The sequence below is a fragment of the Enterococcus sp. 3H8_DIV0648 genome, from assembly GCF_002140655.1.
Classification (GTDB): Bacteria; Bacillota; Bacilli; order Lactobacillales; family Enterococcaceae; genus Enterococcus_A; species Enterococcus_A hulanensis.
Genome location: NZ_NGLG01000001.1, coordinates 3,260,371 through 3,281,739, shown reverse-complemented (window position 1 = coordinate 3,281,739; position 21,369 = coordinate 3,260,371). Strand labels below are relative to the sequence as shown.

The window sequence follows — 21,369 nt, the reverse complement described above, 5'->3', positions numbered from 1 at the left end:
TTTTTATAAGTTGATTGGTTCGCCGCCGGTCACACCATAGATTTGTGATGTCACGTAGCTGGCGTCGTTGGATGCTAAAAAGACATAAACTGGGGCCAACTCGGCTGGCTGACCTGCTCTTTCTAGTAACGCGTTTTGACCAAATTCAGGCAACGCTTCTTTTGGTTGTCCGTGATCCAATTGCAGCGGTGTCCAGATTGGACCAGGAGCAACCCCGTTCACGCGAATCCCTTTTTTCGCCAGCTGGCTCGCTAGGCTGACAGTGAAGTTTGCGATCGCCGCTTTAGTTGAAGCGTAATCCATCAGATGATCGCTTGGATTGAAGGCTTGAACAGACGTTGTCGTCACGATGCTGCTGCCTGCCGGCAAGTGAGGCAGGGCTGCTTGTACGATGGCAAACATTGAAACGATATTTACCTTGAAGGTGTCCTCCACTTGTTTGACTGGCAATTCTTCGATTGATTCTCGTGTGATCTGCTGCGCAGCATTTAGGACTAACGTATCTAATCCGCCAAAGGCTTCGACTGTTTTAGCGACCATTTCTTTTGGCGCGTGATCTTCTCTTAGATCGTACGGCAGCAACAGTGCCTTACGTCCGGCTTTTTCAATATAGTCGGCAACTTCTTTCGCATCTTTTTCTTCGCCCGGGAAATAATGGATAGCCACATCCGCACCTTCTCGTGCAAATGCAATCGCTGCGGCACGACCGATTCCAGAGTCCCCTCCTGTAATCAATACTCGGCGATTTTCTAATTTTTTATTTCCAACATAGCTTTCCTCGCCACAATCTGGTTTAGGTGCCATGTCATCTTGCAGTGCCGGAGTATCTTGATCTTGCTTCTTAAATTGTCCTTCATGATACATTTTTCGCGGATCGATTAAGTTTGGTTCGTTCATTCTATCTCCTCACTTTCTACCTTTAACACTACGCGATATTGGCAAAAAGCTAAAATATTTTGCTTAAAAGTTAAATTTGTAAAGCGATTTTTACTTCGCTGTTTTGGCAAGCGAGTCGATAAACCATTGTTCAAAACGCGACGCTTCTACGTTGACCGCGACATCCGCATTTGCCGGCAGGTCTAAATAATTGTTCAGATCAATCAAGGATGCCCCATAGGTTAATGACGCAGTCGTCTCAATCTCGACGCGCGTCGAAACCAATTCAAATATTTCCGGCTTTACAATCAAGGCAATCGCTAAAGCATCATACATATTCAAACCCGCATCAACACTTCCGCTGCGGTACTTCGAAAATAGTTGATAGATCATTTCACCAATTTCCCCCATACTTCTCAGCCTATTCGTAATTTCCGGCATGATCTTGGCTTGATTGCCGACTTCTAATGGCGCCACTTGGATCGGGATGCCGCTGTTGAAAACGATCTTTGCTGCCTCGGGATCAGCCGCGAAATTAAATTCAGACAGCACGCCATAATTTCCACGTCCCAAGCTGCCGCCCATCACAACGATTCGATCGATTTTGGCTAAGTCCTGCGGGTAAAGGTGGATAAACAGCGCGATATCCGTTAATGGTCCGATTCCGACTAGTGTCGTTTTTTCCGCTTCGTTCACTACCTCATGCATCGCCTCAACTGCCGTCTGAGATTCATCCGCAAAAATAGACGCCTCCGGAAACTCATAGCCGTCCATGCCTGACTCCCCATGGATCTCACTGGCATCGATCGCTTCTCTTAATAACGGACGCGAGCTTCCTAGAACAACGCGCGGTGTCTTTTGATAGAGCGTCAATAATTTTTCGGTATTGGCTTTCGTGTGTTCCAAACTGACATTACCGAAGATCGGGCAGATCAGCTTTACCTCCAGCTCCTCGTTAAAAAGGGCCAAAGCGATCGCAACTGCATCATCGATTCCCGGATCGGTACTTAAAATGACTGGTCTTTTCTTCATAGCATTCTCTCTTTCTCTTTAAGTCTCAAGCGTTCTCAAAAAGCATACAACAGGATTCACATTTATGCCAACCAGTGCATGTTCTTCAATAGAAAAAACCTCACAATTAAAAATTGTGAGGTTCATTTCAGTAAATGCTTATTTCACTAAACGATAGATCGCGTCTGCATAGATCACTGCAGAGTTCAAAATATCTTCAACCGACATGTATTCGTTGGCTTGGTGCATCGTATCTTCAAAGCCAGGGAATTGTGCGCCGTAAGCGACACCGCGTTCTAGTAAACGACCGAATGTTCCGCCGCCAATCACTTTTTCTTCCCCTTTGATGCCAGTGTGGTCTTCAAAAGTATCTAGCAAAGTAGCTACCAATGGATCATCTGCTGGTACATAGTGAGGAAGCATGTGGTGTGCTCCTTGAGTTACCTTCACGTCCGCGCCGAATAGTTCTTCTAATTTTGCTTTGATGTCTTCGGCTGTCGTACCTTTAGGGTAACGGAAGTTCAATGTGATATGGTTGTCGTTGTCTTGACCGTCTTTGAAGCTGAAGATTCCAGCGTTCATCGTCAATTCGCCCATTTTTTCATTGTTGAATGCTACGCCTAATTTTTTACCATAAACATCTTCATGGATATATTTTGCGCTGTTTTCAATAAAGGCTTTAGCACCTTTTTCAAAATCATAATTTGTCAAAAAGACTGCTAAGAAAGTCCCAGCGTTCGTACCTAATTGAGGACTTGCGCCATGAGCTGCTTTTCCGTCTAAATGTAAAGTAACTGTTGTACCAGATACTTCTGCTTTTCCGCTGACTGGATTGTTTTCAACATAGTCGGCGAATTCCTTCGCTAATTTTTCAGCAGCGTCTGCATCTGCAACTTTTACTTCTGCAACTGCATTGCCGGGAACCATGTTTTCACGAAGACCAGCTTCAAAGCTTACAAGTACATAAGAAGTACCGTTTGTACCATCAAAATGAGGGATCATAGTTACGTTCCCTTTTTCACCGTTGATGATTGGGAAATACGCATCTGGTGAGAAACCAAAGTCAGGTTTTTCTTCGTGTTCGAAGTAGTAGTCCATATCTCCCCAGCCGCTTTCTTCGTCAGTACCGAAGACAAAACGGATTTTTTTAGAGATTGGCAAACCTAATTCTTTGATGATTTTTACAGCGTAATAAGCCGCAACTGAAGGGCCTTTGTCATCGCTTGATCCGCGGGCATATAATTTACCGTCGCGAATTTCTGGTTCGTAAGGATCTGAACTCCAACCGTCACCAGCAGGTACCACATCTAAGTGACCGAAGATTCCTAAGGTTTCATCGCCGTCACCGTAATCAAAATGGCCGGCATAGTTGTCGACGTTTTTTGTTGTGAAGCCATCGCGTTCTGCGATCTCAAGCATTTTTTCTAATGCTTCCACCGGTCCAGGTCCGAATGGTGCTTCTTTAGTTGCTTTGTCGTCTTCACGTTCACTCTTAATACGTAATAAAGTGAATAGATCCGCTAATAGATCGTCTTTGCGTGCTTCGACTTCTTTTTTAAAATCGATTGTCATTGAAAGATTCCTCCTTATTCGATTCGAATGCCATATAACATTCAACTACTGCATTCACTTGAATGATTGCCTCACTTTTAAACGGCTTTCTCTTCTTAGTGAATTGCGAAAAGTTGAGCCAACTCTAATGAAGATGTAAAAATTTGAGACAAATTTTCTTATTGTCGTTGGCATACGATTCCACTAGCGTATTAAAAATACAAAGTGGAACTCGCAACTGACATCCCTTAATTTAAACCACTTTAATGATAGCATTCTATTGAATAGAATAAAAATGAAAACTCTTTAAGAAATGCAAGGACAGGTTCTCCTTTTTCCCTTATAATGAGACTCATAGTGAATTTTATCCTGTTATTACCATTAAAAATGATTCCAATATAAAGTTAATGAAAGCGGGTGACTAGATGGTCCAACTAAACGAAAAAATATTGCATAAAGTGATTACAAAACGACCGGAGATTTCCCACAAAGGAACCTTTGGCAGAGTTGTTTTGATCGGCGGCAATCAACAATATGGCGGTGCGATCATCATGAGTGCCGAGGCTTGTATTAAAAGCGGCGCGGGACTTACCACCGTCGTCACTGCTGAAAAAAATCACAGTGCCCTTCACGCACGCCTGCCAGAAGCGATGGTTTTAGCCTTTTGGGAGACGACGATGATCTATCAAGTCCTAGAAAAAGCCGACGTTGTCTTGATTGGTCCTGGGCTAGGCTTGGATAAAACGGCACTGACCCTGTTAAAAGGCGTATTGAAAAGTCAAAAAGAGCAGCAATGGCTGGTAATTGACGGTTCAGCCATCTCGCTCTTTAGTGAGTATAATCTGACATTAAAGCATCCTGAACAGACCGTGTTCACTCCTCATCAGGCGGAGTGGGAAAGACTGAGCGGCTTATCCTTTATCCAGCAGACGGATGAAAACAATCGCGCCAAGCAGGCTCTTTTAGGCGCCAAGATCGTTTTGAAGAGTCATCGCACAACGATCTACGACGAAGCGATCGCCTACTATCAAAATCCCTTAGGTAATCCGGGAATGGCGACAGGCGGCACGGGAGATACTTTGGCTGGTATGATCACCGGCTTTTTAGCTCAGTTTGAAAAAAATATCGATACGATCGGAGCGGCGGTCTATCTCCACAGCTTGATAGGCGACGAGCTGGCAAAAGATCATTACGTCGTCTTGCCTACCTCCATCAGTGAGGCTCTGCCTCGTTATATGAAAAAATATGCAACCGAAAGGAACTAACTATGGAAAAATATCCCGGCTATCTTCGCAAGCCTTTTTATTATGAAACAGACAAGATGGGCATCATTCATCACTCTAATTACATTCGCTGGTTTGAAGAGGCCCGTGTCGACGCGCTGTCTTTTATGAACTGCCCCTTTGAAAAAATCGAAGCTGATGGTATTATGATCCCTGTTTTAGGTGTCAGCTGCGAGTATAAGGAAATGGTCCGCTTCGGCGACGAAGTTCTGATCCAACCAATCGTCACTAAATATAGCGGTACACGTCTAGATTTCGAATACCGTGTCTATAATGGAGACAGACTGGTGACGACCGGTACGAGCCAACACTGCTTCATGTCCTACGAAACCAACCGTTTAGTGCAGCTGCGAAAAACTCATCCTGCCCTACATGAGCTGTTTTTAGAATATTACGAAACGACCAAAGAAGATTTGTAAAAAAATAAACCGCCCCAGAGAAGTTAGTTGATCGGCTAACTTTTCTAGGGTGGTTTTTTAGTCTTAATCACGTTCATTTAACAGCGAGCTCAAAAAGCTTTTAGCCTCCTGCAAATTGGCTTGTTTTTCGGTGATTAATTCGATGTTCTGTTTGATTAAACGAACCTGCTGCTGAATGACTTCTGGTGTGGGATCGGGGTTGACTAAACTTTTCAACTCTTCAATCAGTACACCCGCCTTGATCACATTATGGATCTTGATCAAAAACGGAATCGCATCCTCCGTAAAATCCCGCTGATGATTTTCCAAGCGCCGCATATACGCTGGCGGGATCAGCTGCTGGCTGTCGTAAAAACGAATCGTTGATATGGGAATATTGGTCCTTTTTGAAATTTCTCCGATTTTCATTTTTTCTCCTTGACCTAAAGTCGACTTGAGGTTTTATACTCATTGTACATTACTAAGGAATGCGAGGAAAATAAAATGACGAAGGATAAACAAAATTTTTTTACCTTAAACAATGGGGTGGAAATCCCTGCAGTTGGATTTGGCACCTTTCAAATCGCACCAGAAAAAACACAGCAAGCAGTCGCCGAAGCTATTAGTGCCGGCTATCGACTAATCGATACTGCTCAACTCTATATGAACGAAAAACAAGTCGGTCTGGCAATAAAGGAATCCCCGATCTCCAGAGAGGAGCTTTTTATCACATCTAAACTATGGATCGATGCCGCGGGTTATGCAGAAACGTTCCAAGCTTTTGAGCGATCTCTTGAAAATCTGCAATTAGATTATCTCGACCTCTATCTTATCCATCAGCCTTTAGGTGATATTTACGGATCATGGCGGGCTCTCTGTGAACTGCAAAAACAAGGAAAGATTCGAGCAATCGGCATTTCAAATTTCGAAACGGATCAATTCGTAAACTTTGTTTTAAGTAATGAAACTAGACCGCAAATCAATCAAATTGAAATCAATCCTTGGAATCAGCGTAAAACTGAGATCGAATACATGGAGAAATATCAGGTGCAGCCAGAAGCATTTTCCTCCTTCGCTCAAGGTCAAAACGATTTATTTCAAAATGAAATATTGGCTAAGATCGGGCAAAGCCACGGGAAAACCATTGGACAAGTGGTCTTACGCTGGTTATTCCAACAAAATATTGTTTCACTCAGCAAAACAACGCATAAAGAGCGTCTGGCTGAAAATATTGCGATTTTTGATTTTGAACTGTCAGAACATGACATGCAGGAAATCTCAGCATTGAATCTTAACCAAACAGCCTTTACTGATCCCCGGAATCCGCAGCTGATTGAAGGGCTCCATCAAGTGAAGCTGAATAAGTAATTCTCTCTAACGGCTCCACAAAAAAATCAGTTGAATAAACCGTCCCCCTAAAAGCACAGAGCTTTTAAGAGGACGGCACTCAACTGTTAATAGCTATCATATTCTTTTTTATTATGCTGAAATGCTTTCGCCAGCAGTTTCTTCTGACACACTTGTTTCTTCATCAACCAATTTCTTATCGTAAGCACGAGCAAATGGCAGGTAGATGACAAACGCTGCTCCCGCACAGATGATTGCGACTAAAGCTGCTTTCCAGTCACCAGCGGTACTGATGAAGGCACCGACACCAACTGGTGAAGGCCAAGGCATGTTCGCGATTACTGGACGAATGAATTCTAATTGAATTGCAAAGTAAGCAATCGATGCTGAAACCATTGGTGCTAAGAAGAACGGAATCGCCATGAATGGGTTGTAGATCAATGGGATACCGAAGATCAGCGGTTCATTGATATTAAACAGACATGGAACGATTGCTGCTTTACCTAAGACTTTTAACTGTTCTGATTTAGCCATGTAAACTAAGAAGATACATAAACCTAATGTTGCACCAGATCCGCCGATCGTTACGAAGGCGTTTTGGAACTCACCGGCTAACGGGATATGTGCGCCGTCAGCGTTCAAAGCCAAGTTGCCCAAAGTGATCGGAGCGATCAATGAAGAAATAATGTTGGCGCCGTGAATCCCCACGATCCATAAAGCGTGGATCAAGAAGTAAATCACCATAACACCGATCCAGCTGCTGGTTAAGTTCGTTACGAAACCGAACGGAATAGCGATCAATTGGAAAATATCGGTATTGAGGAATACTAAGATACCTGTAATGATCAGGATAACAAAGGCTACAACGAATGCTGGGATCAATGCTGTAAAGGCTCTAGATACACCTTCTGGAACTTGTTCAGGCATTTTGATGACCCAATTTTTTGATACACACAAACGATAAAGCTGAACGGCAATGACTGCCATGATGATCCCTGTAAAGATTCCGACTGTTCCTAAACGAGCAACGCCGTCACCGCCGATTGCCCAACCGTTGATGATGTTTTCTTTAGCGTCAGTCAAACGAACCACTGTGCCGTTGTCCATCACTAATTGAGGAATCGACAAGAAGAATGCGAACATTGACAGCAATGCACCTGTGATCGGCGCCATGTTCAAATCTTCTTCTTCCGCGATGATTTTCGTGTACTCATATCCTAAGCCAACACAAAAGTATAATGCCAAAATCCCCATCGTCGTACTGTTGGCTAACATGTAAAGGTCACTGAATTTGAAAAACGTCGCGTTGAAAATGCCTTCTAAAAACGGAAATGTCATTGGCAAAATATTGAACACTAAGAACATTGAACCAACGATCGTAAATGGAATTGCGCCCATACCAGCACCCATGATTGCCCGCACAACTTTTAATGATGCGATTTTCCCCATTGGGCCCATCAAGTTTTTCTCTAAGAAAGCAAAGACTTTATTATTTGATCCGTCCATTTTTTAATCACCCTTTATTTATTATTTAGTTTGCTAAATTCTGTAATATACGATGCATGTTTATCCTTTTGACTATAAATGCTGTTAATTCTTTTTAAAATAATTCCTGACAACAGGATTCCAACGATCAATATGCAGCTGACAAACCCTTTGCTTGTCATGTTATTTGTGAAAAATGGGAAGACTTGTTCGAAGCCTAGATTCGTCAAAACAGCCGCAAACAAAATGATGTTCATTACTATTTGAGTTATTTGATATAGCCGGTGCCATTTTAATTGGTCGCGAACATCATCTGATGGATAGCCGTACAGACGTAAATGCTCTGCAATGGCTGGCACTGAAAGTACAATTAATCCCAGCGGCAGCAGTGCCCACATACTTTTACTCATAGCTAAAGAAAGCAACCAATATAAATTAGTAAAGAAAAAACCGGCTAATAAATATCTAAGTAAAAGGAAGCGATTATATCTAAAATTCTTCAATGCCGTTTCTTTTTTTAACTGACTAACAGACTCTTTATCCATCGTGTGTTCTCTCCTATCTCGTTCTTCGGTAACTATTTTTTCAAAAACCGAAAAAATAGGTTTTATTCTCGCCACGTATATCATCCAACTAGTTCTTTCATTTTTGTTTTCTTTGAACTGCTTTTTAGGTTTTTTCACCTTATTAGCTGCTAACAAGTTGGACTGACATCCTTATTCGTAGTAAGGTAATGATTTTTTAACAAAAATCAATCCTATTCTCATGCCGTATATCATTCTGCTAAAGTGCACGTACTTGATTCTCAATTAATTCGTTATTTGTTAATCGAATTTTTTTATACTGCGAAAAGCAGAACTGACATCCTATCTCGTTCTTCGGTAGCTATTTTTCAAGCATCATTTGTTTGTTCGTAGTCTTGTAGTTCTTTTTCTAGCTGTTTATATTTTTTTTCGACCCGTTTGGCTTCAACGGCTAGCGGTATCCCGCCGTAGGGCAACTGCTTGATAGTGTCCAACTCTTTTTTTAAGTTGTTCAGCTCCACCCGTTTTAATTCGATTTTTTTATTCATCCTTAGCGCTCCTTGTTCTTACTAAGGTAAGCAGCTCTTATTGTGCTACTTTTTGATATAAAGACAGCATCTCGATTGCGACTTCGCGGAGGGTCATAGTGGTCATCAGGTGATCTTGTGCGTGCACCATGATGATTTCCATTTCGATTTTTTCTCCGCTGGCATATTGCTGCAAGAGCTCGGTTTGTGCTTTGTGGGCTTTGACTAGCGACTCGTTTGCTTCGTTCAAATGTCCTTCGGCTTCTTCATAGTTTCCTTCACGCATACTTTTGAAACCTTCATGTACAAGAGTTCGGGCATCGCCACTACTCAAAATAATTTCAAATGCAGCTTCTTGTAATTTTTCTGAGTCCATTTGTTTTCTCCTTTTTATGCTTTTTTAAATTGATCAATAAACGCCTTGATAAAGTTATCAAAAGTATCGCTGAAAGCTAAGGCTTTCCTGAAGTGATCATCTTCCATGATTTCGACCAACATTTGACTAACCTTGTCTATCTCAAACTTCCCTATTTTATCCGGTGACAGCAAGAAGACTAATTGAATGCTTTGACATTCCTCGCCCCAGTTGATCCCTTCTGGTACTACCGCTACCGCAACGTGACCTTCTTTAGTCAGCGCTTCGATTGGATGCGGTACAGCCATAAATTCTGAGAAGACGACTGAACTATAGGATTCTCTTAGTTTCAACTGGTTTAAAAAGCTTTCCTGCAAGTCGGTGTTTTCGACTGCTTCGATCTTGCCGATCAATTCTTTTAAGACCGCCTCTTTTGTTGCGGGTCCTTTGGCAAAATAAAACAGCTCTGGTTTGAAGCTTCGCTTAATTAATTCAATTTGTTCTTCGACCATTTCTGGCTGATTCTTTTCTTTGCAATCTTTGAAATGGCCACCCTTATTGCTGGATATTTCATGATTGATTTTTTGGATGTCCTCTTTCCCTAAGAAGACGCTGACGTTAACGATTGGTGCATTTAAAACGATATTTCCCAAATTGATCGATGAAATGATCAAATCGATCTGGCTTAAATCCTGTTCGGCGATCTCATAGTAGCTGATGACCTTTTCGATCAAGATTCTGGAGCCAAATTCTCGTTCCAACCGATTTTTGATCATCTGGGAGCTGCCTAAGCCGGTCGCACAAATAACTAGAACATGAGTCTTTTGCTCATTGAAGTAGCGTTCCACCGCTGCCGTTATGTGAATGGCAAGATAGGCCCATTCCCCTTCGGTCACTTGATAAGGCTTAAAGACAGGCATTTTTGAAAAATAGTTGACTGTCAGCTCATACAAATCAGGATATTGCGTCTTGATCTCCTCGAGCAGCGGATTTTCGATGCTGGAGTTGTTTTGCAGCCGCGTCAATAGCGGGATGAAGTGGATCATCAGCCCATCAATTAAGATCGTATCGTGTTCCAAATTAAACGGCGTGTCCTGATCGATCGCCTTTAATGTTTCTAGCAACTGCGTTCGAATTTCAGCTTCGGTCGCATCAGCCTTTTGAAAAATGGTTTTAGCGGTGATCTTATTCTTCAAGTGAAGCGCGATAAAATCGGCTTCTTCAGAAGAAAAGGTGATCCCCATCGCATTTTCAATTCTTGCTAAGATTTTTAATGCTGTTTGGTATTCAATCGAATCTTCGTCAAAAGCGATCGGCGCCTGGATATCCATCAAGAAACCATTTTGGATTCGTTTGATCGCCAGGCCGATATGAAGGACTAAGTTATAAACGATGAAATCTGAAAGCTTTAATTGTGATTCCCGACATTCATCTAAAACAATAATGACAATTTCCTCAACACTGATCCCTTCCAATAAGTTCGCGTACATTGAAAAGGCAAACAGATTGTCATGCAGACGTTCCATAAAGAAATAATTCATAATGAAGTGCCGAATATTCTGTTCATTCCCTACTATGAAAATTCCTTTATTGCTTTTACTTTGAAGCTCGATTTGGTAAGGTGCGATCAGTTTTTTTATTTCAACTAGATCGTTCGATATGGTTGAGCGAGAAACAAATAGTTCGTCTGCGATTGCATCAACATACACGGCACTTTGTTCAAAAAATAAGCGGTTTAGAATATAGTACTGTCGATCATTTGATTCCTGAATCGTCGTAATATCCTTTGAAGTTGATTGATCTTTTACTTCGGTCAGATAAAACTCATCAAATCTTTTTGCGTCCTCAATTTTCAACTGGTACCCATTTCCTTGTTTCGCTTCGATCGTCGCGACAGCCTCAGCTTTTAATGTATCTTCTAATAAATGCAGATATTTTCTGGCTGTCCGATTGGAAACATCAATCCCCGAAGCAATTTCTTGGCTCGTCAAATACGTGTGCTTATGATCAAAAAGCAGTTTTAGGATTTGTGTTTCTCTTTTGCTCAACATTGCTATCAATCCTTACTAAATATTTTCAAGAATCACTTTAGACAATTTATCAATCCCCATTGGAATCGGTACATAAGCTTGCGGCGGGATGTTGACAATTGGTTTGCTGTATTTCTTCGCGCTCTTTTCTAAGCTGTCAAAGTACATTTTTGTTTGCGGACTAACCAGATACAAATCATATTCATCCTTGGCAATCGTGCTTGCTCCTTGCGATTGAGAAGTAGCATCTACTTGGATCTCTTCTCCTTTTCCTTGCAAGTTCTCTGTTGTTTTTTTGGCAATTACTGATGAAGACATTCCTCCGGCACAAATAATCAATGCTTTTTTCATCGTTGTTTCCTCCCTATATTATTTAAATATTTTTATCCTTATATATCTTTCTACTATTATTTTAACGTATCTGAGAATAGCAGTCTAGATGTGTATAAGAGACAGGACTTGTTTATACCAATCAAATGAATCTTTCTTGCTGCGTTCCAAGGTTCCGTTGCCTTCATTGTCCCGATCGACATAAATAAAGCCATAGCGTTTTTTCATTTCGCCGGTGTTCGCCGAAACTAAATCGATGCAGCCCCAAGGTGTATACCCCATCAAGTCAACGCCATCTTCTACGACCGCTTTTTTCATTTCTTTAATGTGGTCGCGGAAATATTTCATCCGATACGTGTCATGAACGCTGCCGTCCGCTTCTTTTTCATCGATCGCGCCAAAACCGTTTTCAACAATGAACAGCGGCACGCGATAATGATCCGTGAACCAGTTCAACGCATAACGCAAACCTTCTGGATCGATCTGCCAGCCCCAATCTGAGATACCGATGTACTCATTTCGGATAAAGTCCTCTTGCTCGTGGTAATCGTAGAAAACATTGTCCTCATTATGCTTGATAGCAAATGACATGTAATAGCTGAAGCCGATGTAATCAACGGTTCCTTTTTTCAGTTCTGCTAAATCTTCCGATGTGATATCTAAATCATAACCTTTTCTGGCAAAGTATGTCATCATATAACCCGGATAAGCACCATGCACGTGAACATCAGTAAAGTAATAGCGTTTCTCCATGGCCTTTTGCGCCATCAAAACATCTGATGGTTTGCAGGTTGCCGGATAAATCGGACACATGGCAATCATACAACCAATTTCAAAATCTGGATTGATCGCTTTTCCGATTTGAACAGCTTTCGCACTAGCCACTAACTCATAATGAGCGGCTTGATACATAATCTTCTCACGATCCTGCCCTTCCTTAAAAGGAATCGCTGAGTTGGTAAACAAGAAGAATGGATCATTGTAATTGGCTTGATTATTGATCTCGTTAAAGGTCATCCAATATTTGACCTTGTCTTTATAACGTTTAAAACAAACCTCGGCAAACTTTACAAAAAAATCAATGACTTTACGATTGGAAAAACCGCCATACTCGGTGACTAAATGATACGGCAACTCAAAATGCGAAAGCGTCACGACGGGTTCGATGCCGTATTTCAAACATTCATCGAAAAGATTGTCGTAAAATTTCAGCCCCGCTTCATTGGGAACCTCCTCATCTCCTTTAGGAAAAATTCGCGTCCAGGCAATCGATGTTCGGAAGCACTTGAAGCCCATCTCAGCAAAGAGTGCGATGTCTTCTTTGTAGCGATGATAAAAATCGATTCCGCCATGATTGGGATAATACTCTCCTTCCAGCACCCCTTCAGTAATTCTTCGCGGAACTCCTGGTCCACCGACAGTCATCACATCTGCTACGCTGGTTCCTTTTCCATCTGCCTGCCAAGCACCTTCAAGCTGATGAGCGGCCACTGCACCTCCCCACAAAAAATCTTTTGGAAATCCTGTCATACGTTTACCTTCCTTTCCTTTACTATCCTCATCATAAGAGATAGCGGTTACATTCGGAACTCAGACATTTGCCACAGCGTTGTGGCAATTTGCTGGCTGGGGTAGTTTCTATAGAAGAAAGATGTTTTAAAGATAAAAAAAAGAGATGCCCAAACTCGGTCATCTCGCTTCCATAAAGTATTCATTTGTCAGTGTGCTTTGTATTAAGAGATACCCTCTGCCCCAAATCGTTTTGAGCATTTCCGGGTCATAACCGGCCAACTCCAGCTTCATTTTGATTCGCTTGATTAATACGGAGGCTTGAGATAAATGTGAATTATTTGGTGCCTCATTCCATAGATAGGCGCATAGTTCATCTCGTGAAACGATCTCTCCATTTGCCTTAAGCAGACAATCCAAAACGGCCTTTTCTCTATTGGACAGACTCCCTTGCAACTTAACTATATCTCCTGACTCCATTTGATTCGGATACAAGAAAACAATTTTGGCCTCCTCCTTGTGATAGCCTGCAAGCTTTTCCACTAACTGTTCCCGTAAAGAATCGATCGAATTATCGGTAATGATCCAACCATCGACACCTGATTTTTTAATTTGCTCCTCTTCTCTTTTAGAAGGTCTACTGTTCAACTTACGCATAAGAACACGATTATTAGCTGTCACCAATGGCATCAACGTTTGAATTTCGCTATCTGAAATTGTCTCGCTTAAAACAACGGCCTGATAATTCGCTAAAAGTTGCCTCAAGTAATCATTTTGCCTCTCCTTGTATTGATCATTTGCTTTCAGGAGATTAAATAATTCAACCGAGCAAAAAACCTCATAACTAAGATATTGCAATTGCTCTTGCAAAGTCTGTTCCACTAATAGATTCTTTGTCAAAACTAAGATTGCACTCATTATTCTAACCTCTTTCATCCATGATTGAAGGAGTCGCTCCCGCTCCTTCAATCCTATTATTTTGATAAAAAGTAATTTAGCTGGGTCTGCCAATCAAGATATAAAAAAATCGCCCCAGCAATTGATAACAACATGATGAATAACAAACCGCAATCGACTAGTAAAACCGTCGAACGCTTGCCATATTTTATTCGCAGTTGACTATCCTTGATAAAAAAGATCAAAAATGCGACTAAGCTGATCACGGCAAACCCGCCAAAAACACCAAGCCATAATGGAATCGTCATATCTAATTTCTCCCTTTCCTATGGTGTGTCATCTAACGACCAAGTTAATATTGCAGTATAAGTCGTTTTTTTCTCGCCCGCATTAGGTGGCAAATTCAAAGAAATCTTGTTGAACGGCATCTTCAACTGCCAAGTTCCTACACCTTCACCTGTTTTGGCAGAAACTAACGTTTTGGCTGATTGCCCGACTATTAGTGTCTCGCTAGCCTTTACAGTACTTGGTTTGCCTGCTAGCGAAGGATCAATATCTTCACTTGAGGTATCACGATTGATGATTTTTTCAATTGCTAGATTGGTGAATTTCAATGAAGCTCCTGTACTATTTGGCATCTTGCGTCCATAACTATCGGTAAATTCTGATAGCTTCGCTGTTAACTTCCATCCAGTACTCGTCGTACGATCATCTTTCATTCGGGTGTAAAAACCTTTTGTTACAACATTCGTATTAGTTTGATACCGTGTTGAATCTAAGCTATACGTTTTTGCCGTTGAGTGAATCTCCTGTACCCCATAATTAAAAATCAGCGGAGTTGAAACCAAGGCTAAGTCTTTATTCTCTTTAGGTGTATAGGATTGCTGATCATCTGAAATGATTATCTCTTCTTCCACCTCTTTGTGATAAGGCCCCGCCAGCGTTGCATCGTCCCAATCAACACGCCCAACTGGTTTTAATGCCTCTCCAACAACACCCGTTGCCCGTGTTTTAAAGGTAAAAGTGATGCTATCGTTTTTACTCAATGATCCTAATTTGTTGGTTCCATTAATATCGTTGATCGTTGCTTTGATACCATTCTTTTCAATACTATCTTCGTCAATTTCTAAACCATTGGGTAATTTAAATGTTGCCTGAATGTCATCTGCTTTGATTGAACTCAGGCCAGTGATTTTCCATGTCCATTCAACTGCTTCTCCGGTATATACTTTTCGTTGCTTTGGTTTCAATTCCTGACTAATTTCACTAACATCGTAAAAAGAAATTGTCCCGTTAAAATCTTTTTTCCCCGATGAAGCCCCCTCAGCCAACTTAGTACCAGCATAAGAAAAGTTAATATTCCCATTATTAAATGAGGATGAATTGATTTTTCTCAAAAGAATTGTATCACCCGTACATACAATTGATGGAATTGGATACATTCCTACACTCGACGCAGTTAATCCTGTTTTAGCCGTGGTACGAAGAACATCAACGGTTGCTTCTAGATCATTAGAAACGAATGGTCTTGGAGTAGTGACCTCTTGATTGCTTGCATCTAACGTAGTCAACAAACTCAAACCATTTGCACTAGTAATGTCACTTATCTGATTACTGCTGCACTTCAATTCGGTCAGATTCAGATTAGATCCTACATTCAAAGCGGACAACTTATTAACGCTGCAATCCAATTTGGTCAGTTTTGAATTAGGTTTTATATTCAAAGCAGTCAACTGATTATTATTGCAATCCAGTGTTGTTAAATTCCTGCTAGCGCTAACATCAAGTTCTGTTAGTTGCTTATTTGAACTACAATTCAAATCCCTTAATGAGGTAGCCCCAGATAGATACAACTTACTTACCTGACTGTTACTGCAAGACAATTCCTCTAATTTACTATGTGATCTCAAATCTATAGTTAACATTTCATTATCATTAACATTGCCATTTATACTAATTATCTTCAGTGTCTTTACGAAACCTACGTTGTTGGTAAATCGATTATTGTCACATATCAACTCTTCTAAGGCTGTGCAATTAGCCAAATTTAGGTTGCTTAACAAATTATTGGAACAGTCAAGCTTTTTTAATTTTGGTAAGCCTAAAACTCCACTTAAATCTAAATTTTCGATATTATTACCAGCACAAGAAAATTCCACTAAGTTATAAAAATTATTCAAATCTAAGTCTTTCAATAACGGTGCATTTGACACATCGAGTTTCGGTAACTGGATAGGTGCTTTTAAGCTAGCTAATAACGGATTCCCTCCACAATATAATTCTCCCAAAGCTGTGGATTTGCTTACATCTAAGCTATTCAGCTCATTATCCTGACAGTACAATATATTAAGACTTACTAATTTTTCCATATTTCCAAAGCCAGTTATTTTATTATTGTAGCAATGCAGACGAGCAAGACTTATATTGCCGGATACATCCAAAGTGCCTGCTATTTTATTGTTGAAACAATGTAGTGTGTTTAGTTTGGGACTTTTAGTTACATCTAAACTCGTTAACAGATTATCGTTACAATATAATTGAGTCAAATTCGTTGCGAACTCCAGTCCTTTCATGCTAGTCAATTTATTCTTCGCTGTCTCATCCGGATAATTTCCCCTCATATATAAAACCCCTATAGTTTCCATAAACTCTTTCGTCATAGGAGTAGGGGCGGGAGTAGAAGTCGACTTATACCATTTCCTAATCGCATCTGCAAAATTCTTATCAATATCATAGGGCTCCAACTGATTAGGGAGGCCTTCTTTCAGCGGTGTATCTGCTTGGGGGCTTATTTTATCATCCATAGTCTGACTTACTTCACTGCTGGACTCTGAAACTTCTTTAGGTTCAATTGATTCAGTTGAAGTATCTTCTGGCTTTTCAATCGATGAACTTGTTGAGTCGATCGTTTGATCGCTTTCGGGTAAAATATCTTTTGACATTGAACCAAGAGTAGATTCACTCGTTGGTACATTTTCCAATGGTTCTGCGGTTACTAGGGCCGTTGGAAAAAGAAGGAGGAATAAACTGCTGCAAAACAACATTTTACTGAATTTATTCATGTTCTTCCTCCTTTCTTAGTCGTGTAAATAGAAATCCCCAAAAACATAAGCTCAGACATAGTAATCCCAGAAATTGTACGCCATGTATTTGATCCTCTCCCGTTTTTGGAAGTCGCTTTCTTCGTGGATAGGTATCTAAAGCGATATGTTTCGTTTCGGTCGGTACATTAACTGGCGGATCGGGTTCTCGTTTAACAGATTGCTTAGAAAATCCGATACCAATAGGATAATAAAATTCCGCTCCTTGCATTGGAATCGGAATGAAAGTGACGACGATCAAACATAAAAGAAATATTTTTTTCTTCATATTATCCCTTCCTTTCATGCCACTGTCGTTGACGATAAACTAAATACGCAATCAATCCTATTAACGAGACGGTCAGTCCAATACCAGCCCACAGTACCCATTTCGGTACATGAATTCGATAAACTGTTTCTTCATTCACCTTGTTTGCCTGCTTATTCCCAACCGTAAACTCTTTTTTCCACTTCCAAGTTTTCTCCGCGCCTTTCGCTTCCCCAGTAAAAATGTAAGTACCTGCTGAAAAACGATCTAATCCCAGCAATATCTCAAAATCGAAATTCGAATTAGGTGCTACCGAGAAATTCTTCATCTCACGCTTAGCAATGACTTTTTTTTCCCCTTTTTTTACCACATTGCCTTTAATCGTTAATTCTTGCGCTACTTTTGGCTGATCATTTTGGATCGTCGCAGCAATGACTTTTCGACCATCAGAAAGATCTAGCCGAACCTTTTTTATAAGGTGCAGTTCTGCTCCTTTATTGAAGGTGCTCTCATCTTCAGTAAGCATCAAGGCGATTACTCGCGCATACTCTGGGGACAGTCCATTTTTATTTTGTTCTTTTTTTTCTGATTGTCGGACAAAACGCAACGAACCTAATTTAACCCCTGGAAATGCTTCCTTTGGCGCACTAATTTCATACTCAACGATTTTTTCTTCAAAGTTTTTAACTGTAACTTTTTTTTGATTGTCTTTAATCTTTACTAATTTTGTTATCGGGTTCGTTAAGCTCTTATCCAATTTAGGATTTGCATTCGCATAATCGATTGCTCCAACGGAACTACTCACAGCATCATGAACATTCATCATTACTGTGACAGGTTCCTTTTGAGTGCTGATAACTTTCACTTGAATTGTTTGTTTTTGTTCAGGGTTTAATTTTAAATAATAATAAGTTTTTGTGTTGTCAACTTGGTTATCGGGAATCACACTTTCTACAGTAAAACCTGCGGGATTCTGTGCTTCTTCCTCAGCTTGTCCGGCAATTGGGAAAAAGAAACACATCCATAAAAAAAGTATCATTAGACTTGCTTTTTTCCCTTTTTCCCATGTCATCATTACGTCCTCCTCCAATAAAAAAAGGGGAGAGGAGATGTCTCCTGCTCCTCTTTCTTTTCATTCTTAAAGTGTGTCATCCAAAGACCAAGTCACAGTCCCTGAATATTGTCTACCTTCTTTTGCAACACCAGCAGGAACGTTCATTTTGATTTCATCCATCTCTAAAGCAGTTGTTCCTTTATAAGATGAAGTACCACTTCCGTCATCTTCCATCACTTTTTGAGCAACGCCGCCTTGATTCAAGACTTGTTTTACATTTGTAACAGTTGCTGTTTGATCTGTTGGTGCAACGATTGATCCAGGTGATTCAGGTGTCGCAGTTCCTTGATAAGCTTGTACAGCTGCGTCAAACTCTAAAGTCGCACCAGTTAATTGAGCGCTACCACTCTTGATATCACTTAAACCAACGTTCAATTCCCATTTGTCTGCGTTAGTTTCTGCACGTTTATCTTGAATAACAATGTACTTTTTCGCACCAGAATCTTCGTTATAAGCTGTCGCGCTAGCGTTTACAGTGTTCGTGGTACCAAAATCAAAACTACCTGGTGCCCATTTAATTGCTAAATCACCAGTTCCACCAGGGACGTAGTCTGTAAAACCAATTCCAGCATTAGTCGTAACAGTGTCTTGTTCTGCTGCTAGTGCAGCCCCTCCTGCCATGCAAACACCTAACACAGTTGCACTGGCTAATACTCCAGCTAATAATTTTTTCTTCATCTCTTTTTCTCTCCTTTTTCTTTCTTTATTTTTTGAGATTTATATCAAGAGGAAATCCCCCGTTGATACCAAAAGGTAATAATATAATATGAGAACATGTTATACTGACCCCAAAAGTCAATTTCGTATATCCTGTTTTAAATAAAAACAAGATAGTCTTCTTATGCCGCAAAATAATAAGCACTTAACTTAATGACGGGTTCAAGTGACGGCTTCACCACTCAGCAGAGACACCTTAAAATAACGAATCCATCTAATATTTATCCGAAAAAAACTTTAATTTTGTAAGATTTATCTAAAACGAATCCTTATTTTGAATCAAACGAATTGTTAGCGCTTACTTGATTAAGGCAAAAGATTCTCTCCTTAAGAGATTCCACGCTTAATTTTTTTATTTGGATTAAATTGCTTGGCGCTCAATGGCGTGGACTGCAGCGACTCGTTCATTCATCATCGAATCGGAATAGACATCAAGGGTCATTTTTGCCGAGGCATGTCCCAGCAATGCACTAACCGTAGCAATTCCGATATTTGCCTCTAAGCAACGGGTCGCAAATGTGTGTCGAAGTTGATGAAAATGAATATTCTCTAAATTCGCCATCTTCCGAACTTGATGAAAATAATTCGTGAGCATTCTCGGTTCACAGCCTTTCTCATTAATAGCGAAGACAAATTCGCTGGTAGAATTCCTTTTTAACTTTTGCAACACCCGTTTGATTTGTTGATTCATTGGAATGATGCGATTGGAGGAAATACTTTTCACTGTATCATAATGGATATACGTAGTATGGCTCTCCTCATTAAGCAGTCTCTGACAGGTTTTTTCGACAGAAATGACTCCACGGGAGAAATCAATGTTTTCCCAAGTCAATGCCGCAATCTCTCCAATACGCATACCAGTATTTAGGGCGAGCGTTGTTGCTTGTGCATTGTCGCTTCCAATCGAATTTACTGCCTTCATTAGTGCTCTTTGCTCATCTACCGTTAACGCATGAACTTTTTGTCGATTTCTTTTGGGAAGTTTGATTGAGTCACAAGGATTGCTGAATAACAATCCTTGATTTCTTGCATCATTGATCGTTTTCTTTAATAGCCCTATGATGATGTGAATACTACTTGGTGATAGCTCGGTCATAAAGTGATCCACCAACTCTTGGATTTTTTCCGTATCTAATTGATACAATTGGATACTTCCTAGATAAGGCAAAAGATAGCGTTCTAACTTATAGCAGTAACCTGAATAGGTCGATTCTTTGATTGTTGGTTGGATATCTTTTTTCCATTGACTGATCCATTCTTCGTAACTCATTAAACTTTTCCCAAAAAGCGACATCATTTTTTTTGACCTCTGTTGCAACGGAAAAAGTTTTTCTTTCACTGTCTGATAACTTTTACTGTAGACATAGCCGTATTTCAAACGACCATTGGTTTTTCGTCCAATGGCGTACCGCCCTTCCCAACGACCATCCTTTCGATAATAAATATTGTCTCCCTTACAGGTTTGAGTATTCATAAAATAACCACACTCTCCATTCCATTTGACGAGTACTATTGACGACTTGCCAAAAATTACTTTTAACAACACTTTTTAAGAATTTAATTGAAGCTAACGAAAACATAATATTAAAAAAAGAAAAACATTGAATTTTCTGTTGCTTTTCATTTCGAAAAGCATTATAGTTTAATGTGTAATGTTTGCTAAACAACAACGCATAACATTATTTTGTGATTTAAACTGATTTTTCTTGTTTTTATTTAAAACAAGAAAATTAACCCATCGCTATTTCAAGGAAAATCTCACCCTACTATAGTTTCACCTGCTTGTTTCAGCAAAATAATTAGACTTTCCAGCCAACCCTATTAATTAGGCAATTTGAATAAAAATAACTCTTGTATGCGGCGTGCACTTATCGTTGCGTATTTTTTTTGAACTTTTCGGCAAGCAGGAAGTGATGCGCATTGGCGTTTATTAAAAACCTTTCACTGCCTCTTTTTATGAAGCCCTGACGGAATATTAAGGTAAGCAGTTGAATCGCTAATAGAGATGGATCTCAAAAAAAATAGACCATAAAGGCCCAAAATTGTGATCAAATACTGTTGTAACTT

The 21,369-nt window shown here is 40.3% G+C and carries 21 protein-coding genes; 3 read left to right on the top strand and 18 right to left on the bottom strand.

What is annotated here, in order from left to right; translation table 11 throughout:
• Positions 1 to 3 precede the first annotated feature (3 nt).
• From A5875_RS15130 to pepV, 3 genes are all read right to left on the bottom strand, one after another.
• Positions 4 to 897 (bottom strand): SDR family oxidoreductase, encoded by an 894-nt coding sequence (locus A5875_RS15130; protein ID WP_088934356.1) that lies wholly within the window; start codon positions 895 to 897, stop codon positions 4 to 6.
• Positions 898 to 987: 90 nt separating this feature from the next.
• Positions 988 to 1,908: a nucleoside hydrolase gene (locus A5875_RS15125; RefSeq protein WP_088934355.1), complete on the bottom strand. Its 921-nt coding sequence runs from the start codon at positions 1,906 to 1,908 to the stop codon at positions 988 to 990.
• Positions 1,909 to 2,046: 138 nt separating this feature from the next.
• Complete coding sequence (gene pepV, locus A5875_RS15120; protein ID WP_088934354.1) at positions 2,047 to 3,459, bottom strand: dipeptidase PepV; 1,413 nt, start codon at positions 3,457 to 3,459, stop codon at positions 2,047 to 2,049.
• 404 nt (positions 3,460 to 3,863) lie between these two features.
• Between pepV and A5875_RS15115 the strand changes: the two genes are divergently transcribed.
• On the top strand, positions 3,864 to 4,703 hold the full coding sequence (locus A5875_RS15115; protein ID WP_088934353.1) for an NAD(P)H-hydrate dehydratase: 840 nt from the start codon (positions 3,864 to 3,866) through the stop codon (positions 4,701 to 4,703).
• Positions 4,704 to 4,705: 2 nt separating this feature from the next.
• On the top strand, positions 4,706 to 5,140 hold the full coding sequence (locus A5875_RS15110) for an acyl-CoA thioesterase (protein WP_088934352.1): 435 nt from the start codon (positions 4,706 to 4,708) through the stop codon (positions 5,138 to 5,140).
• A 63-nt stretch (positions 5,141 to 5,203) separates the two neighbouring features.
• Here A5875_RS15110 and A5875_RS15105 read toward each other — a convergent pair whose 3' ends face one another.
• Positions 5,204 to 5,548 carry a MerR family transcriptional regulator gene (locus A5875_RS15105; protein WP_088934351.1) on the bottom strand — a complete coding sequence of 115 codons (345 nt, stop codon included), beginning with the start codon at positions 5,546 to 5,548 and terminating at the stop codon, positions 5,204 to 5,206.
• Between the two features lie 75 nt (positions 5,549 to 5,623).
• Between A5875_RS15105 and A5875_RS15100 the strand changes: the two genes are divergently transcribed.
• Positions 5,624 to 6,487 carry an aldo/keto reductase gene (locus tag A5875_RS15100; RefSeq protein ID WP_088934350.1) on the top strand — a complete coding sequence of 288 codons (864 nt, stop codon included), beginning with the start codon at positions 5,624 to 5,626 and terminating at the stop codon, positions 6,485 to 6,487.
• A 111-nt stretch (positions 6,488 to 6,598) separates the two neighbouring features.
• On the opposite strand, the gene celB is transcribed toward A5875_RS15100, so the two are convergent.
• The 14 genes from celB to A5875_RS15030 form a co-directional block, all read right to left on the bottom strand.
• Positions 6,599 to 7,972 (bottom strand): PTS cellobiose transporter subunit IIC, encoded by a 1,374-nt coding sequence (gene celB, locus A5875_RS15095; protein ID WP_088934349.1) that lies wholly within the window; start codon positions 7,970 to 7,972, stop codon positions 6,599 to 6,601.
• Between the two features lie 14 nt (positions 7,973 to 7,986).
• Entirely contained in the window at positions 7,987 to 8,652 is a 666-nt protein-coding gene (locus A5875_RS15090) for a hypothetical protein (RefSeq protein ID WP_254911878.1), read from the bottom strand.
• Between the two features lie 191 nt (positions 8,653 to 8,843).
• Entirely contained in the window at positions 8,844 to 9,023 is a 180-nt protein-coding gene (locus A5875_RS15085; RefSeq protein WP_088934348.1) for a hypothetical protein, read from the bottom strand.
• A 37-nt stretch (positions 9,024 to 9,060) separates the two neighbouring features.
• The gene (locus A5875_RS15080) at positions 9,061 to 9,378 is read right to left on the bottom strand and encodes a PTS cellobiose transporter subunit IIA (RefSeq protein ID WP_088934347.1); all 318 of its coding nucleotides are present in this window, start codon (positions 9,376 to 9,378) and stop codon (positions 9,061 to 9,063) included.
• Positions 9,379 to 9,392: 14 nt separating this feature from the next.
• On the bottom strand, positions 9,393 to 11,408 hold the full coding sequence (locus tag A5875_RS15075) for a BglG family transcription antiterminator (RefSeq protein WP_088934346.1): 2,016 nt from the start codon (positions 11,406 to 11,408) through the stop codon (positions 9,393 to 9,395).
• A 15-nt stretch (positions 11,409 to 11,423) separates the two neighbouring features.
• Positions 11,424 to 11,738 carry a PTS cellobiose transporter subunit IIB gene (locus tag A5875_RS15070; protein ID WP_088934345.1) on the bottom strand — a complete coding sequence of 105 codons (315 nt, stop codon included), beginning with the start codon at positions 11,736 to 11,738 and terminating at the stop codon, positions 11,424 to 11,426.
• 84 nt (positions 11,739 to 11,822) lie between these two features.
• The gene (locus tag A5875_RS15065) at positions 11,823 to 13,247 is read right to left on the bottom strand and encodes a 6-phospho-beta-glucosidase (protein WP_088934344.1); all 1,425 of its coding nucleotides are present in this window, start codon (positions 13,245 to 13,247) and stop codon (positions 11,823 to 11,825) included.
• 159 nt (positions 13,248 to 13,406) lie between these two features.
• The gene (locus tag A5875_RS15060) at positions 13,407 to 14,144 is read right to left on the bottom strand and encodes a winged helix-turn-helix domain-containing protein (protein ID WP_176244689.1); all 738 of its coding nucleotides are present in this window, start codon (positions 14,142 to 14,144) and stop codon (positions 13,407 to 13,409) included.
• 56 nt (positions 14,145 to 14,200) lie between these two features.
• Entirely contained in the window at positions 14,201 to 14,431 is a 231-nt protein-coding gene (locus tag A5875_RS15055; protein WP_088934342.1) for a hypothetical protein, read from the bottom strand.
• A gap of 18 nt (positions 14,432 to 14,449) precedes the next feature.
• Positions 14,450 to 17,185, bottom strand: a complete 2,736-nt coding sequence (locus A5875_RS15050; RefSeq protein WP_088934341.1) for a WxL domain-containing protein — start codon at positions 17,183 to 17,185, stop codon at positions 14,450 to 14,452.
• Positions 17,178 to 17,492 carry an LPXTG cell wall anchor domain-containing protein gene (locus tag A5875_RS15045; protein ID WP_242551157.1) on the bottom strand — a complete coding sequence of 105 codons (315 nt, stop codon included), beginning with the start codon at positions 17,490 to 17,492 and terminating at the stop codon, positions 17,178 to 17,180. The genes A5875_RS15050 and A5875_RS15045 overlap by 8 nt, the downstream gene beginning before the upstream one ends.
• A 1-nt stretch (position 17,493) precedes the next feature.
• The gene (locus tag A5875_RS15040) at positions 17,494 to 18,546 is read right to left on the bottom strand and encodes a DUF916 and DUF3324 domain-containing protein (protein WP_242551158.1); all 1,053 of its coding nucleotides are present in this window, start codon (positions 18,544 to 18,546) and stop codon (positions 17,494 to 17,496) included.
• A 63-nt stretch (positions 18,547 to 18,609) separates the two neighbouring features.
• Positions 18,610 to 19,263, bottom strand: coding sequence for a WxL domain-containing protein (locus tag A5875_RS15035; protein WP_088934338.1), 654 nt, complete (start codon positions 19,261 to 19,263; stop codon positions 18,610 to 18,612).
• A 400-nt stretch (positions 19,264 to 19,663) separates the two neighbouring features.
• The gene (locus tag A5875_RS15030) at positions 19,664 to 20,776 is read right to left on the bottom strand and encodes a tyrosine-type recombinase/integrase (protein WP_088934337.1); all 1,113 of its coding nucleotides are present in this window, start codon (positions 20,774 to 20,776) and stop codon (positions 19,664 to 19,666) included.
• Positions 20,777 to 21,369: the final 593 nt, after the last annotated feature.

Coding starts and splice junctions, on each gene's coding strand:
- A5875_RS15055 (WP_088934342.1), bottom strand. CDS start 14,431: ATGACGATTCCATTATGGCTTGGTGTTTTTGGCGGGTTTGCCGTGATC.
- pepV (WP_088934354.1), bottom strand. CDS start 3,459: ATGACAATCGATTTTAAAAAAGAAGTCGAAGCACGCAAAGACGATCTA.
- A5875_RS15030 (WP_088934337.1), bottom strand. CDS start 20,776: ATGAATACTCAAACCTGTAAGGGAGACAATATTTATTATCGAAAGGAT.
- A5875_RS15125 (WP_088934355.1), bottom strand. CDS start 1,908: ATGAAGAAAAGACCAGTCATTTTAAGTACCGATCCGGGAATCGATGAT.
- A5875_RS15035 (WP_088934338.1), bottom strand. CDS start 19,263: ATGAAGAAAAAATTATTAGCTGGAGTATTAGCCAGTGCAACTGTGTTA.
- A5875_RS15130 (WP_088934356.1), bottom strand. CDS start 897: ATGAACGAACCAAACTTAATCGATCCGCGAAAAATGTATCATGAAGGA.
- A5875_RS15110 (WP_088934352.1), top strand. CDS start 4,706: ATGGAAAAATATCCCGGCTATCTTCGCAAGCCTTTTTATTATGAAACA.
- A5875_RS15050 (WP_088934341.1), bottom strand. CDS start 17,185: ATGAATAAATTCAGTAAAATGTTGTTTTGCAGCAGTTTATTCCTCCTT.
- A5875_RS15060 (WP_176244689.1), bottom strand. CDS start 14,144: ATGAGTGCAATCTTAGTTTTGACAAAGAATCTATTAGTGGAACAGACT.
- A5875_RS15100 (WP_088934350.1), top strand. CDS start 5,624: ATGACGAAGGATAAACAAAATTTTTTTACCTTAAACAATGGGGTGGAA.
- A5875_RS15080 (WP_088934347.1), bottom strand. CDS start 9,378: ATGGACTCAGAAAAATTACAAGAAGCTGCATTTGAAATTATTTTGAGT.
- A5875_RS15070 (WP_088934345.1), bottom strand. CDS start 11,738: ATGAAAAAAGCATTGATTATTTGTGCCGGAGGAATGTCTTCATCAGTA.
- A5875_RS15085 (WP_088934348.1), bottom strand. CDS start 9,023: ATGAATAAAAAAATCGAATTAAAACGGGTGGAGCTGAACAACTTAAAA.
- A5875_RS15075 (WP_088934346.1), bottom strand. CDS start 11,408: ATGTTGAGCAAAAGAGAAACACAAATCCTAAAACTGCTTTTTGATCAT.
- A5875_RS15105 (WP_088934351.1), bottom strand. CDS start 5,548: ATGAAAATCGGAGAAATTTCAAAAAGGACCAATATTCCCATATCAACG.
- celB (WP_088934349.1), bottom strand. CDS start 7,972: ATGGACGGATCAAATAATAAAGTCTTTGCTTTCTTAGAGAAAAACTTG.
- A5875_RS15115 (WP_088934353.1), top strand. CDS start 3,864: ATGGTCCAACTAAACGAAAAAATATTGCATAAAGTGATTACAAAACGA.
- A5875_RS15065 (WP_088934344.1), bottom strand. CDS start 13,247: ATGACAGGATTTCCAAAAGATTTTTTGTGGGGAGGTGCAGTGGCCGCT.
- A5875_RS15045 (WP_242551157.1), bottom strand. CDS start 17,492: ATGAAGAAAAAAATATTTCTTTTATGTTTGATCGTCGTCACTTTCATT.
- A5875_RS15040 (WP_242551158.1), bottom strand. CDS start 18,546: ATGATGACATGGGAAAAAGGGAAAAAAGCAAGTCTAATGATACTTTTT.